Annotated in this window: 12 protein-coding genes; 8 read left to right on the plus strand and 4 right to left on the minus strand. The window is 36.3% G+C overall.

Annotated features, from left to right (window positions below; genetic code table 11):
• Positions 1 to 15 precede the first annotated feature (15 nt).
• Positions 16 to 897 carry an AraC family transcriptional regulator gene (locus FB551_RS01630; protein WP_142014366.1) on the plus strand — a complete coding sequence of 294 codons (882 nt, stop codon included), beginning with the start codon at positions 16 to 18 and terminating at the stop codon, positions 895 to 897.
• Positions 898 to 1074: 177 nt separating this feature from the next.
• Here FB551_RS01630 and ccoG read toward each other — a convergent pair whose 3' ends face one another.
• A complete protein-coding gene (gene ccoG / locus FB551_RS01635) occupies positions 1075 to 2517 on the minus strand; it encodes a cytochrome c oxidase accessory protein CcoG (protein WP_052187007.1) in 1443 nt (480 codons plus the stop codon).
• A 253-nt stretch (positions 2518 to 2770) separates the two neighbouring features.
• Here ccoG and FB551_RS01640 point away from each other — a divergent pair, with 253 nt between their 5' ends.
• The gene (locus FB551_RS01640) at positions 2771 to 3664 is read left to right on the plus strand and encodes an SMP-30/gluconolactonase/LRE family protein (RefSeq protein ID WP_142014369.1); all 894 of its coding nucleotides are present in this window, start codon (positions 2771 to 2773) and stop codon (positions 3662 to 3664) included.
• 78 nt (positions 3665 to 3742) lie between these two features.
• Here FB551_RS01640 and FB551_RS01645 read toward each other — a convergent pair whose 3' ends face one another.
• Positions 3743 to 5050, minus strand: a complete 1308-nt coding sequence (locus FB551_RS01645; RefSeq protein ID WP_142014371.1) for a DEAD/DEAH box helicase — start codon at positions 5048 to 5050, stop codon at positions 3743 to 3745.
• A gap of 524 nt (positions 5051 to 5574) precedes the next feature.
• Here FB551_RS01645 and rpsA point away from each other — a divergent pair.
• From rpsA to FB551_RS01665, 4 genes are all read left to right on the plus strand, one after another.
• Positions 5575 to 7365, plus strand: a complete 1791-nt coding sequence (gene rpsA, locus FB551_RS01650) for a 30S ribosomal protein S1 (protein WP_047095475.1) — start codon at positions 5575 to 5577, stop codon at positions 7363 to 7365.
• A gap of 391 nt (positions 7366 to 7756) precedes the next feature.
• Positions 7757 to 10387, plus strand: a complete 2631-nt coding sequence (locus tag FB551_RS01655) for a T9SS-dependent M36 family metallopeptidase (protein WP_226798596.1) — start codon at positions 7757 to 7759, stop codon at positions 10385 to 10387.
• Between the two features lie 125 nt (positions 10388 to 10512).
• A complete protein-coding gene (locus tag FB551_RS01660; protein ID WP_142014377.1) occupies positions 10513 to 11490 on the plus strand; it encodes an EamA family transporter in 978 nt (325 codons plus the stop codon).
• Positions 11491 to 11580: 90 nt separating this feature from the next.
• Positions 11581 to 12573, plus strand: coding sequence for an alpha/beta fold hydrolase (locus FB551_RS01665; protein WP_185150195.1), 993 nt, complete (start codon positions 11581 to 11583; stop codon positions 12571 to 12573).
• A gap of 127 nt (positions 12574 to 12700) precedes the next feature.
• Here FB551_RS01665 and FB551_RS01670 read toward each other — a convergent pair whose 3' ends face one another.
• Positions 12701 to 13843 carry an MFS transporter gene (locus FB551_RS01670; protein ID WP_142014379.1) on the minus strand — a complete coding sequence of 381 codons (1143 nt, stop codon included), beginning with the start codon at positions 13841 to 13843 and terminating at the stop codon, positions 12701 to 12703.
• Between the two features lie 76 nt (positions 13844 to 13919).
• On the opposite strand from FB551_RS01670, the gene FB551_RS01675 reads away from it, so the two are divergent.
• Together FB551_RS01675 and FB551_RS01680 are read left to right on the plus strand one after the other, a co-directional pair.
• Entirely contained in the window at positions 13920 to 14702 is a 783-nt protein-coding gene (locus tag FB551_RS01675) for an AraC family transcriptional regulator (protein WP_142014382.1), read from the plus strand.
• A gap of 116 nt (positions 14703 to 14818) precedes the next feature.
• Complete coding sequence (locus tag FB551_RS01680) at positions 14819 to 15286, plus strand: SRPBCC family protein (protein ID WP_142014385.1); 468 nt, start codon at positions 14819 to 14821, stop codon at positions 15284 to 15286.
• A gap of 69 nt (positions 15287 to 15355) precedes the next feature.
• Here FB551_RS01680 and rplS read toward each other — a convergent pair whose 3' ends face one another.
• Complete coding sequence (rplS, locus tag FB551_RS01685; protein ID WP_002980648.1) at positions 15356 to 15712, minus strand: 50S ribosomal protein L19; 357 nt, start codon at positions 15710 to 15712, stop codon at positions 15356 to 15358.
• Between the last annotated feature and the right edge of the window lie 41 nt (positions 15713 to 15753).

Consider the following 15753-nt stretch of genomic DNA (forward strand, 5'->3'; position numbering starts at 1 on the left):
GATATATAAATATAGATGAATCCAATCTCCGTTCTTCATATCGACCTTTTTCAGGCGGGTAAAAACACTTCAGATTTTTATTTTAACACGATGAAGAATCATTTGGTGGTGGGACATCGCCATATAGAAAAACCTCATAGACATGATTTCTATGCAGCTGTTCTTTTTACTCAGGGAACAGGAGTACATGAGATCGATTTTCAGAGGTATGAAGTTTCGGAAGGAAGTCTTTTCTTTCTGTCGCCGGGACAGATTCACAGCTGGGAACTTTCCGAAGATATTGATGGGTACATTTTCTTTTGTTCACAGGAATTCTATGAAATGCATTATGTAAATCAGAAACTGAGAAATTTTCCCTTTTTTGGATCTGTATCTTTTCCCAGAAAACTACAGTTGGATGCTGAGGAGCTTGTGAAAAATATCAGTTTATTTATGGAACTCGGAGAAGAATATCAGACTAAAAATATCATGAAAGAAGGGTTGATTTTATCATTGATGTCTCAGATTTTTATCAATGCTAGCAGATTGTTTTCAAGGGACTTTGATACAACGGATTCTGCTGCCGGACTTTCTTATTTTAAACATTATCAGGATTTTGAAAACCTTATCGAGCAAAATTTCACAAAACATAAATCTATTACCTATTACGCTTCTTTATTAGGTATTTCATCCAAACATCTGAACAGGATTGCCCAGACTGTTGTTCAAAAAACGGCCACTGATGTAATTACAGAAAGGGTAGTGCTGGAAGCCAAAAGAATGCTTATGTATCTGGACGAAAGCCTCGTAGAAATTGCTTTTCGTTTAGGATATGAAGAATATTCCTACTTTGTAAGAGTATTCCGGAAAAGCTCCGGAATGACTCCTACGCAGTTCATGAGGAAATATAAGGCTTAATGAGTGTAAAATTTAAAGTGTAAGGTTCAAAGTTTGGAGAGAGACTGTTGAGAACCACCCCGTCAAAAATTCTTTGAATTTTCGCCACCCCTCCGGAGGATGGGAATTAGGGAAATATCAACTACTATTCTTATCCCTGTCACCTATGTCTGCAACCTGCCACCTGCCATCTGCAACCTAAAGCGCCAGCTTAAACGGTCCTTCAAAAGTTGTTTCAAACGAATCTACAAGTTTTCCTTTTTCATCAAATACGCCGATGACCATGTTTTGTTTTGAGAATTTAATTTCATCTTCGGGGAAGGAAATGTTGATGTTTCCTTTCAGAATCTGATCTCCTTTCAAAATAATTTTTTCAGAACCGAAATAAGTGATTTCCGCATTCGTTGGAGTGATCACTTTAATGGTAAGGATCTTTTTCTCGTTTGATTTATTCAGAAGAGTATAAATAAAAGTATTGGTGATTTTACCGTTCTTAATGAAAAATGTAGAACCAGCGGGTTTAATGAATTTGGCTTCCATAGAACCACGGTCATACATTAAAAATCCAAGGAATCCAATTAGCAAGGCGAGGATAACGGTTGTTGCTTTCATTCTTGGGGTGAATCTGAATGTATCACGGTTTTCAATCTCAGCTTCTGTAGCATAACGTACCAACCCTTTAGGTAAGCCGACCTTTTCCATGACTTCATCACAGGCATCGATACAGGCTGTACAGTTCACACATTCCAGTTGCTGTCCGTTTCTGATATCAATTCCTGTAGGACATACTACAACACATTGGTTACAGTCGATACAATCTCCTTTTCCTGCCGCTTTTCTGTCTTCGTTATTTCTCCATTTTGCGCGGCCTTCACCTCTTTTAAAATCATAGTATACATTGATGGTCTGTTTGTCAATCAATACACCCTGCAGTCTCCCGTAAGGACAAACTAACGTGCAAACCTGCTCACGAAGCCATGCAAAAACAAAATAAAATGTCATCGTAAAGAAGATCATAACGATAAACTTCAGTGAGTTGGCTTCAGGTCCTTCACTCATAATACGGAAAACCTCTTCGTAGCCCACAATATACATGAACATAAAGTGAGAGATAATCAATGAAATTAAAAGGAAAACAGACCATTTCGTCAGTCTTTTCCGAATTTTCTCTGCATCCCATTCCTGTCTGTCCAGCTTCATCTGTTTATTCCGGTCTCCTTCAATCCAGTATTCGATTTTGCGGAAGACCATTTCCATAAAGAGAGTCTGCGGGCACAGCCAGCCACAGAATATCCTTCCAAAAACCACAGTAAAGAGCATCACAAAAATGACTGAGGTGACTGCCCCTAAAGCAAGAATGAAAAAGTCCTGCAGGTAAAACGGTTGTCCGAGAATAAAGAATTTCCTGTCGATGACATTGATCAGCAGAAAAGGATTATTATTGATCTTTACAAACGGCAATCCAAAAAATAAAGCAAGAAGAAAATAGCTGGTGTAATTCCTGTAGTTGGTATATTTTCCTTTGGGTTTTCTGGGAAAAATCCACTTCCTTTTACCGGTTTCATCCATGGTTCCCACTGAATTTCTGAAATCTTCATTTTCAATTTCCAAAGACTTGATATTGTTGGACTCTGCGCTCATTGTTGTATGCTATAAAGTATTTTGGTACAATTTTCATCCTGACCGGTCTTGTTTTCATATTGATGTTGCCATGAAAAAGTGATCGATTCTGGTACTGCAAAGCTCCGGATTATATCTTTTTATTACTAATATGATCTACTTCCAAAATAGGACAATTGGGACATTTTGTGTCTGATGTTTTTATTGTATCAAAACGGGAAAATATTTTGAAACCTGTGGACCATATCGTAAATTGCAGCCTTAAAAATGAAGCATGAAGAATATATTTAAAATAGGTATGATTGGTTTGGTTTTCGCATTGGTAAACTGTCAATCAGTAAATTATAATAAAATGTTTTATGAGGGAGTGCAGCCGGAAAAGGTTTCAGATAAGTTCAGTTTCACAGAAGGTCCATCAGCAGATAAAGAAGGAAACGTTTACTTCACCGATCAGCCTAATGATAAGATTTATTATTGGGACTGGAAAAGCAATCAGGTGATAGAGTTTTTAAATAAAACAGGAAGGGCAAACGGAACTCACTTTGACAAAGATGGATATTTGATTACCTGTTCAGACGATCAGGGTGAGATATGGAAGATATCCAAAGATAAAAAAGTAGAAGTTCTGCTAAAAGGTTTTGAAGGGAAAAGGCTGAACGGCCCCAATGATGTCTGGAATGATGAATTTGGCGGAATGTATTTTACAGACCCTTTGTATGAAAGAGATTACTGGGTTGGTTTTAAACAGGAGATTCAACATAAAAGTCTTTATTACAGAGATAAGTCAGGAAAAGTTACAAAACTGGAAACCTTCACACAGCCCAATGGAATTGTAGGAAGTGAGAAATTAAAGAAATTGTATTTATCTGATATTGATGCCGGAAAAACCTATGTGTATGATATTTTGGGTGAAGGAAAACTGTCTGAGAAAAAACTTTTCTGTGAAATGGGTTCAGACGGAATGACGATGGATAAACACGGAAATCTGTACCTGACAGGAGATGGAGTGCATGTTTTCAACAGTTCCGGGAAGAAGATTTATCATATTCCGATTCCTGAAGACTGGACATCCAATGTTACTTTTGGTGGTAAAAATAATGATATTCTGTTCATTACTGCCTCTAAGTCAGTGTATACTTTCCCTCTGAGAGTAAGAGGAATTAAATAATATTATGTCATTGCGGGGAGTGCAGATTGCTTCGGCACTATGCTCCTCGCAATGACAATAAAGGATAAAGTGGAGGGTTTAATAAGCTACCTCCATTTTCACTTTCTTACCTTTCAGTTTTTCGTTCTGAAGTTTTCTTAAAAGGGCGTTTACTTTATTTCTGGAGACAGCAACATATGATGTCGTGTCTTTTACTTCGATGATTCCTACATCTTCTTTTTGAAGCTCGCCTTTCTTTAGCAGATATCCTACAATATCCACCTTGTTCACTTTATCTTTTTTTCCTGCACTGATGTAAACAGTCTGGAAAGGAGTTTTCTGCGGAACTTTGGTAAATCCGGCCACACTTTCTTCAGGAGTATTATTTTTAATGAACGGGAAATTTTCTTCTTCAGTCATGATCAGGTATACAAAACCTTTTGCATTCATTCTTGCGGTACGTCCGTTTCTGTGAATGAAGGCATCTTCTTTTGGAGGAAGCTGGTAATGAACGATAGATTCTACTTCAGGAATATCAAGTCCGCGGGCTGCAAGATCTGTAGTAATAAGAATTCTTGCGGAATCATTTCTGAATTTTAATAAAGCACGTTCCCTCTCATCCTGTTCCATCCCGCCGTGGAAGGTTTCTCTGTCGATTCCCATCTGATGAAGCAGTTCAGAGATACGGTCTACAGCATCACGGTGATTACAGAAAATTAACGTTCTTTTATTTCCTATTTTACAAACCAGATTAAAAAGCGTATCCAGTTTTTCCTCAGGAATAGTCATTACTTTTCTCAGTTGGAGATCTGGTTTTACATCATTTTCTTTAAGGAAACTGATTACTTTTTCATCTTTTAAGCCTGTAAAAGCCGGAATTTCATCCATGGCTGTGGCAGAGGTTAAAATTCTTTGAGAAAGCCCTTTTAAAGAATTGGAAATGAATTCCATATCATCCTGGAAACCCAATTCCAGAGCTTTGTCGAATTCATCAAGAACCAGAGTCTTGATCGTTTTCGGATCAAAATTGTTATTTCTTAAGTGGTAAACAACTCTTCCCGGAGTTCCGATCAATACAGCCGGAGCTTCAATTAAATTATTAACCTCAATTTTTTTGTCATGCCCACCATAGCAGACAGAAACTTTAAAATCTGTCCCCATGGATTTAAAAACCTGCTCAATCTGTAAAGCAAGCTCCCTTGCTGGAACGAGTATCAATGCCTGAACTCCCTGAACATTTTTTTTCAGATTTCTGAGAACAGGAAATAAAAAAGCAAGAGTCTTCCCGGATCCTGTGGGAGAGAGTAAAACAATGTCCGTATTGTTTTCAGATGCATTATAAGTAGATTTCTGCATTTGATTCATATCCTGAATCTGCAGTTTTTGATAAATCGGCTGTAATTCCATGCTGCAAAGGTAATGAATTTAAGCGGGTGATGGGTGGGAGAGTTTGAGAGTGTTAGGGTTTTAGAGTAGGAGCGTTTGAGAGGGAGAGGGATAGAAAGAACTGTTTTTTTTAATTCTGAATTACTGTCATTCTGAATGAAGCTCAGCGAAATGAAGAATCTCATTTTGTCTTCTATTTATTATATGATAGATACTTCGTGGACTGCCTTTCGTAAACTTTCATTGTATGCTCAGCATGACAGTGGATATTGCTTTATTCTAAGATTAAAACAGTTCATATCGGAATGTCATGCTGGGCGGAGTCGAAACATTCTTTTAATAAAATATTGATTTTTAAATATATAACTTAAATAATAGCATATTAGAATCTATTGTTTATCTTAAATAAAATTCATATCTTTGCACCCACTTTTGTGGCGAAAAGGTTTGACGAGTAAATTACTTAAAATTAATTACTTCCGTATTTTTTAATCCGCATTTATTCAAACCGTTAAAAAAGAAGGAATACAAATTTTTATTAGAAAATGTCAAAAGAGACAAATTCAGCAGAGGTTTTATTAAACCAAAACGTAGCACCAGAACAATTTGATTGGGATTCATTCGAATCAGGTCTTGATGCAGATGCGAGAAAAGAAAAAAGCGATTTAGAAGAAATTTACAACGGATCTTTAAACAACCTTGACGATAACGACGTTTTAGTTGGTAAAGTTGTAAGATTAACTGATAAAGAAGCAATCGTAGACATCAACTTCAAATCTGAAGGTGTTATCTCTCTAAACGAATTCCGTTACAACCAAGGCCTTAAAGTAGGTGATGAGGTAGAAGTAATGGTTGACAAGAGAGAAGACAAAACTGGACAATTACAGTTATCTCACAGAAAAGCCAGAACACTTAAAGCTTGGGATAAAGTAAACGAACTTCACGAAACTGGAGAAATCGTTAACGGTTTTGTTAAATCTAGAACTAAAGGTGGTATGATCGTTGACGTTCACGGAATCGAAGCATTCTTACCTGGTTCTCAAATTGACGTTAAGCCAATTAAAGATTACGATCAGTTCGTAGGAAAAACTATGGAATTCAAAGTTGTGAAAATCAACCCTGAGTTCAAAAACGTAGTAGTATCTCACAAAGCATTGATCGAAGCAGATATCGAAGGTCAGAAAAAAGAAATCATCGCTCAGCTTGAAAAAGGTCAGGTTCTTGAAGGTACTGTTAAGAATATTACTTCTTACGGTGTATTCATTGACTTAGGAGGTGTTGATGGATTGATCCACATTACAGACCTTTCTTGGTCTAGAGTGAACCACCCATCTGAAATCCTGGAGGACGGACAGACTGTAAAAGTTGTAATCCTTGATTTCGATGATGAGAAAACAAGAATCCAATTAGGTATGAAGCAATTAGAAGCTCATCCTTGGGATGCTCTTTCTGCTGACTTGAAAGTAGGTGACAAAGTAAAAGGAAAAGTAGTAGTTCTTGCTGACTATGGTGCATTCGTAGAAATCGCTCCAGGTGTTGAAGGATTAATCCACGTTTCTGAAATGTCTTGGTCTACTCACTTAAGATCTGCTGGAGATTTCGTAAAAGTAGGTGATGAAGTAGAAGCTGAAGTATTAACTTTAGATAGAGAAGAAAGAAAAATTTCTCTTGGTATCAAGCAATTGTCTAAAGATCCATGGGAAAACATCGAAGCTAAGTATCCGGTAGGATCTCAGCATGTAGGAACTGTAAGAAACTTCACTAACTTTGGTGTATTCGTAGAGTTAGAAGAAGGTATCGACGGATTAATCTACATCTCTGATCTTTCTTGGACTAAGAAAATCAAGCACCCATCTGAGTTCTGCGCAGTAGGTGATAAATTAGACGTTGTAGTTCTTGAATTAGATATCCAAGCTAGAAGATTATCTCTAGGTCACAAGCAATTGACTGAAAACCCATGGGATAAATTCGAAACTAAATATGCTGAAGGAACTATCCACGCTGGTAAAGCTGTAGAAGTTCACGATAAAGGAGCTTCTGTTCAATTCGAAGATGCTGAAGTAGAAGCATTCTGCCCTTCAAGATTATTAGAGAAAGAAGATGGATCTAAAATCAAAAAAGGTGAAGATGCTCAGTTCAAAGTAATCGAATTCAACAAAGAATTCAAGAGAGTAGTAGTATCTCACACAGGTATCTTCAGAGACGAAGAAAAGAAAAACGTTAAAGAATCTTCTTCTAGAAACGTAACTTCTTCTTCTAACAACGAAGAAAGATCTACTCTTGGAGACATCGATGCATTAGCAGAGTTGAAAAGAAAAATGGAAGAAGGTAAATAATCTTTGAACCATATATAAATAGGAAGCCGCTCATTTGAGCGGCTTTTTTTATGCATATACATAGGATAGCAGAATTGTATGTAAGGTCTTGAAAAGGAAGTTTCTTAGAATCAGACATAATATTATAAAAATAATTGAATCTTGTTTGTATGAGAAATTTATATCTAAAATTCATTTATGTTGCGAAATATTTAAACTAAAAAAATCAAAAAAACAGAATAAGAATAATCTTGAATATCTAAGTATGTTATGCTGTACTATTAATTGATAAATATGTAAAATAATTTTAATTTTTTGTTTTATATAGGTATTTATTTACATATTTATTTTTATTAAAAAAAATCGTAAAGTTTTGTGAATTATTTGTAGATTAGCGCCTTTAATAATGGATATGAAAAACAAAGCTCTACCTCTTTTATTTGCAGTATTTTCTACATTTCCTGCAATATTATTCGGACAGGATAATGAAAAACTCATTAAAGACTATATTTCTCAAAATAAAATAAGGGAATATAAAAAATCTGATCTTAATAATATCATTGTTGATAATGTAGATCCGTCAAAATCATTGAATGGTAATGTGGTTAAATTTTTACAGACTTATAATGGTTTGCCGGTATACAGCTCTGTAGGAACAGCATTGATCAGGGATAATAAAATTATTTACTACACGGATAATTTTGTTAAAGATTATACTGCATCTACTTCAGGTATAGCCGCCATCAATAAAAATACAGCTCTTCAAAAGATTGCTGAAGATCTGAAGAATTCGGATATTGCAAATTTTACGATTCTCGAATACTTTGAAAAGACTCAGAAAAGAGCTACATCAGCTAATCAGAGACTGGTTTATACGAATGACGAGAATGGAAACCTTCGTCTGGCGTATGAGTATACATTAATGGAGCCAAAATCTCCCAATTACTGGAATATCCTAGTAGATGCTAACAATGGAAATATCCTGTTGAAAAACAATCTGACACTATCATGTAATTTCCATCATGATGCTTACGGTTCAGAAGTAGGAGAGAGCCATGCTGATCATTTTGAAAATACATTAGCAGGGCCTCAAAATAATGTAGCACAGAATAATAATATCCCATTACTTGTGCCGGATAATGCGTCATATAATGTATTTCCATTGCCTATCGAAGCAGCGACATTTGGTTCGAGATCAATCATTAACAACCCGTGGATTCTGAGTGCTTCGCCTGAAGGATGGCATTCTGACGGAACTAACCATTATACTGTAACAAGAGGAAATAATGTTTTTGCCTATGAAGATGCAGATGGAACAGCTTTAACAGCACCTGATTATCTTACAGGGGCTCCGGCAGAAGGAGGGGCAACAAGAAATTTTGATTTCCCTTTTAATATCAATGAAACTCCAGTAAATAACAGAAATGCTGCCATTACGAATTTATTTTATCTGAATAACAGAATTCATGATGTTTTCTACAAATTCGGATTTACAGAAACCGGAAGAAACTTTCAGCAGAATAATTTTGGAAATGGAGCTGTAACAGGAGAAGATGATTCTGTATATGCAGAGGCTCAGGATGGAAGCGGCTTAAGCAACGCAAACTTCTCTTCGCCACCAGACGGATATAATGGTAAAATGCAGATGTATCTTTGGTCTTCAGTAGGAAGAATATTTTTCTATAATGCACCTACTGCTGCTGTTTCCCGTACACCGGGAGCCGGAACCGCACAGTTTGGAAATCCACTCCCTATCAATGGAATAACAGGAGATGTAGCACTGTCTTCAGTGTTGGATGGATGTACAGCGTTACCTGCAAGTTCATTGGTTGATAAAATAGGATTGGTTGAAAGAGGTACATGTGCTTTTACCGTAAAAGTGAAAAATCTTCAGGATGCAGGAGCTAAAGCGGCTATTGTTTATAATAACAGTGTAAACGGTTCTTCTCTAGGAAATATGGCAGGTGATGATCCGGCAATTACAATCCCTTCAGTACTTATTACCAATACGGAAGGAGAATACATCAAAACTCAGCTTGCCGCAAGTACAACAGTAAATGTTACCTTAAAAAGAAATATGACCCCTGACGGAAGTTTTGATAACGGAATCGTAACTCACGAATATGGTCATGGGATCTCAAATAGAATGACCGGTACAGGATATAACTGTCTGAATTCAGGAATTAGCAAAGAACAGATGGGAGAAGGATGGTCTGATTTCTTTGCTCTAATGCTGACTAATAAAGCTGGAGATAATGCTACAGTGGCCAGAGGTATAGGTACTTATGCAATAGGACAGCCAATAACAGGAGGTGGTATCAGACCTGCAAAATATTCTACAAGTCTTGCCGTTAACGGATTTACCTATGGAAATACCAACGGAATGGAATACAATAACGGATCAGCGATTGTTCCGGATGTACACTCTATTGGTTTTGTCTGGGCAACAATGTTATGGGACCTTCATTGGAAATATGTTGAAAAATATGGTTATTCTTCAGACGTATTATCAACAACACCTAACGGAAGTACAAAAGTATTGCAGTTAGTAACAGATGCACTTAAACTTCAGGGATGTAATCCTAGCTTTATTGATGGAAGAAATGCAATTTTAGCAGCCGAACTGGCAACTACTCAGGGACAGGATAAATGTATGATCTGGGGAGTGTTTGCAAGAAGAGGTTTAGGAGTAAATGCATCGGCAGGAGTTAAAAATAATATTAATGATCAGGTTCAGGACTTTAATGTTCCCGAAGCATGTTTATTAGCGACCAATGATGTAAATGCAGAAAAGAACAATAATATTTCTATCTATCCAAACCCTGCTAAAGACGAATTTTATATTAAGTTCCCAAGCAACACTCTTGGAAAAGTAAGTGTAGAACTTTATGATATGTCTGGTAAGCTGGTTTCTTCAGAAGATAAAATCTCACCGGATGCCAAGAAAGCAATTTCTACAAGCAATCTTGTCAACGGAACTTACATGGTTAAAATTAAAGGGCTAGGCTTCGAAGCTGCTTCGAAAGTAATGGTTAAAAAATAATTTACTTTTATAATAATCTCAAAATCGCCACAAGCTTGCTTGTGGCGATTTTATTTATCTATCACCATCACACTTCAGAATGATTTAATTTATATGTCGTACCTTTGCAGGCTGTTAAAAAAATTATGAAGAAGAAAAATATACTAAAAGGTGTTTTATTTGTAGGGATTGGAGCTAGTATATATGGTATGTTGGCCACTTTTGTGAAAATGGCTTACCACGATGGTTTTACAACCTCAGAAGTAACTACTTCCCAATTCGTATTAGGTTTGACAGGACTTTTGATCCTGAACTTTATTCAGACCCTGACCTCAAAACAGAAATTATCGATGCCAAGTTCTAAAGAAGTAAGAATGCTCTTGCTTGCAGGGACTTCGTTGGGGGGAACAAGTTTATTCTACTATATTGCTGTACAATATATCAATGTGTCCATTGCCATCGTTTTATTGATGCAGTCGGTATGGTTCAGTGTAGTGATAGAAAGTATCCTTACTAAAAAATTACCCAACGCAAGAAAAGTGGTTTCCGTAGTTATTGTATTGTTGGGGACAGTTCTGGCAACGAATCTTATTAATATGGAAATAGAACTGGACTGGCATGGGGTTTTCTGGGGGCTTATGGCAGCAGCTTCATATACTTTGACGATGTTTACCTCTAATACGCTGGCTACCCATCTTCCGGTTTTCAGAAAGAGTTTTATTATGCTGGCAGGAGGTTCTGTTGTCGTTTTTGCATTCTTATTCTTTGCTCAGATAGGACCAATGTATTTTGATAGTTTAAAATCATTATACCTGAATTTTACAGATAATACAGAACATATCCATTCATTTAATTATTCAATATTTCCCACGTATGGATTGGTGCTGGCTCTTTTTGGGACAATTATCCCGCCGGTTTTGTTTAATGTAGGATTTCCAAATGCCGGATTAGGGCTTGGAAGCATTGTTTCATCACTGGAGCTTCCGGTTTCCGTTACCATGGCTTTTGTTTTACTGGGAGAGAAAGTATTTTTCATCCAGTGGGTAGGAATTGTCCTGATTCTTTTTGCAATTGTTTTGATGAATTTGCCTTCAAAAAAAGGAAAAAATGTTTCAATAGCATAATTATCTAAAAAATATTTAACTAAAAATAACAGTTGAAACCGTTCCTTTTGGAGCGGTTTTTTTAATTTTAATCTCTAAAATAAAAGTTTCATGAAACATTTCAGAAATATAATGGCCGCTTTTACTTTAACGGTCTCTGGTTTTATATTTTCACAGGTAAAACCTCTGGATGCAATGCTGTCTGATTATCAATATCCTTACGAAGTTCATTTCCTCGACTTGAAGTCTCAGGGTGAACATTTGAAAATGGCTTATATGGATGTACAGCCGCAAAAATCCAATGGAAAAACTATTATACTTCTCCATGGCAAAAACTTTAACGGAGCTTATTGGGAAAGAACAGCCAAAGATCTTTCTGCTAAAGGTTTCAGAGTAGTGATTCCTGATCAGATAGGATTTGGAAAATCATCAAAACCTCATGCATATCAGTTTTCATTTTCACAGCTGGCAGAAAATACAAAAGCGGTTCTGGATGAACTGAAAATTGACAAAACGATAGTACTGGGACATTCAATGGGAGGAATGGTGGCAACCAGATTTACATTATTATACCCTGAAAAAGTAGAAAAACTGATTCTGGAAAACCCGATAGGATTGGAAGATTATAAAGCTTTTGCAGCATACCAGACCATTGATCAGGCCTATCAGTCTGAACTTAAAAATACAGCTGAAACCTATAAAAATTATCAGCTGAAATTCTATTATGACAACAAATGGAAAGAAGAATATCAACCCTGGCTTGACTTAATTGCAGGATGGACTCTTCATAAAGATTATCCTCAGGTAGCATGGGATGCAGCACTTACTTCAGATATGATTTACAACCAACCGGTATGTTATGAATTTAAAAATATCAAAGTTCCTACCTTGCTTATTATTGGAACAAGAGATAGAACAGCAATAGGAAAGGATAGAGCCCCTAAGGAACTTCAGTCAAAAATGGGGCAATATCAGGAGCTGGGAAAGAAAACCCAACGTGAAATTGCGGGTTCCAAACTTGTAGAAATTGAAAATGTAGGGCATCTTCCGCATATTGAAGTATACCCTAAATTCATGGAAGCACTGTCTGATTTTATACAATAACTTAATGTTTAGCTATAAAATATTTGAAACATTAAGTCTTATAAATGATTAATTATCTTGCTTAATTTTTCATCTTTGATGAACCTTAACAATTCTTATCATCTTCATTACACTTAATGTTTCAAAATTAATTTTTTTTGTTACTAATGAATAATAAAGTACAAACTCCGATTCCTGAAAACAGGACACACGAAATTCCCAGATTCTGTATAAATCCAATAGCTGTCAGCCCAAGACCTATCTGTACGTAATAAATCAATCCTAATAAAGCACCTGCACTTCCGGTTTCATTCTTATAATGGATAAGTGCTGTACTCAGTATATTAGGAATGGCAATGCTGAAGGCCATCACAATGAAGAAATAAGGAATTAAAAAATATATTCCTGTATCCATCAGAAGCCATACGAAAATAGAGGCGATAAATGCGGTATAGGTACTTGCTTTAACTAAATACCCAGCTTGTATATTCTTCAGTAACAAATATCGATTAAGTTTTGCGCCTGCAAATGTACCGCAAGCCAATATTATACTGCTGTATCCAAAAACATAAGAAGAATAATGATTTTCTTTAAAGATAAATGGAGCCAGTGAATAGTATGAAAATAGCAAAACATTAAAGCTCATAATCAGTAAGCAGCACTTAATGATGCTTTGATCATGAAGCATCCGTTCCAATAAGTTGATCAATGTCTTTACGTTAATTGATTTCTTTACATGATGAGTTTCATAAATGTTTTGTCTGGAAAGGAGTAAAAAAAGTATACCCAGGATACATAATGTAATAAATACCCCCTGATGCCCGCCGGAAGAAGCTAATATTGAACCTGTAACCATTCCTATTACCGGACTGATAGACAAACCGATTCCGATCCAGGAAAATACTTTGCTGATATTTTCTTTGTCAAAAGTATCTCTTAAAATAGTCTGGGTTACGATGGAACCCACCGAAATTCCGAATGCTGAAATAATCCTGGCAGCAAGAAGAACCATGAAATCAGGAGCAAAAACAGCAGCCAAAGTTCCGATTCCATAGGTGATGAGGCCGTATTCCAATGATTTTTTCCTTCCGATCCTGTCGCATTGAACGCCCCAGAATGCAACACCCAACGCAAATGCTATAAAATACAAACTGATCGTTAAGGTAACCGATTCTTCATGTACTCCAAACTCTTCCTGTACCATAGGCAAAACTGGACTATAAATGGTTTCTACAAACTGGGGGAGCATCACAAGTAAAGTCAACAGCCAGATAGGATTGGTCTTTTTCATTTTTTTTCTGCAAAGTTTCCAAAAAATCAATGTATATTTATAATGATATAAAAACAAAAAATATCAAAAATAGGACATGGCTTTAATAGATCAGAATGAAAGCTTTGATGCAGATGCTATATCCGAAAAAATAATCGGAATAGCCTCTGATATGGTATTGCATGACTCCGGCTTTCATTTTCATAAAACGAAGTCCCAGCTGTTGTATGCGCCATCAGGTTGTATGACGGTAACTACTTCTGACAGGCAGCTGGTTCTCCCTCCGTTCAGAATGCTCTGGATTCCTTCCCATGAAGTCCATCGTGTGAATTTCAGAAATATTGTAGCCTATAGATCTGTCTATTTTGATGAAGGCTATTCGAAAAAATATATAAAACCGGATCTCAAGGTTCTTCATGTCAACGCCTTGTTAAAAGAAATTATAGAAAGGATTTGTTTTTGGGAATGGTCTGCACTCAAAAATGATCAGGTCCATCTTTTAAAGGTGTTCTGGGATGAAATACAAAGGGCTCCAGAAGAAAAATTGGAACTTAAAATGCCACAGGACAGACGTTTTAAGAGATCAGTTGAAGAATGGACACTCCGTGATTCCATGCCTCCAAGGCTGAAAGATCTTGCAGTAAAAACCGGAGCAGTAGAGAAAACAATCAGCCGTATTTTTAAAAAAGAAACCGGATTGTCTTATCAGGATTGGAGGCAGCAATGGCGGCTGCAGCGATCTATCGAGCTTTTGGTGGAAGGCAATTCAATAGGAGAGGTTTCTCATATGCTGGATTTTTCTTCGGACAGTGCTTTTATTGACTTTTTTAAAAAACAAACAGGCTCAACACCTTTGCAGTATCTCATGAAGCATGAATAGCCCTTTTGCAGCTTATAAAAAGTACGATTGTGATGTAATAATATATTATTTTCTTGTCCTATGAAAAGTCCGGATTATAGTAAATTTCATAAAATTGTACTACCAATACAATAATTATGAAAACGATTAATACAAATAGTGTTGAGAACTACGTACATACACTTGGCATCAACACGACTGCTGATAAAGTGTATCAAGCTTTAACTGATAAAATTCCTCTTTGGTGGACTGAATGGTTTGAAGGTTCATCTTCGGAGGTTGGAAATCTTTTTACCATAAGATTTGGAGATAACATTCACAAAACAATGCGTGTGAAAGAATTAACTGCCAATACAGAAATTGTCTGGTTGGTTGAAGATTCACTGATTGCCCTTCCTGAATTAAAGAACCAGACAGAATGGATCGGAACAACAATCATCTGGGAAATAGAGGGAAATAATGAAAGCACTCAGATAAAACTTACCCATATCGGTCTGAATCCGGCTATTGAATGCTATGAGATCTGCTCCAATGGCTGGCTGCAATTTCTTGGAAGCCTGAAGAAATTTCTCGAAACCGGCGAAGGAGCTCCCTATAAAAAGTAAAATATTTACACAAAAAAAAGAGACTGTTTATAAGTAAACAGCCTCTTTTTGTATGTATTGTTGTCTGAATTATTTCTTCTTGTAAGCAGCGTCTTTGATTCTTGCTTTCTTACCTCTAAGGTCTCTGAAGTAGTAAATTCTAGCTCTTCTAACTCTACCTCTTCTATCAACTTCGATTTTTTGAAGTGCAGGCATGTTAATAGGGAATACTCTTTCTACACCTACATCACCACTCATTTTTCTGATAGTGAAAGTTTTTGTAGAACCAGTACCTCTTAATTGGATAACTGTTCCTTTGAAGAACTGAGTTCTTGTCTTTTGTCCTTCTTTAATTTCGTAATACACAGTAATTGTATCACCTGCTTTGAATTCAGGGAATTCTTTTTTCGCAATGTACTTGTCTTGTACGTACTTTAATAAATCCATTATTAATAAAATAAAATGTTAAAGCTAAGCAACTTACACGT

Source organism: Chryseobacterium aquifrigidense (assembly GCF_006716485.1).
Classification (GTDB): Bacteria; Bacteroidota; Bacteroidia; order Flavobacteriales; family Weeksellaceae; genus Chryseobacterium; species Chryseobacterium vietnamense.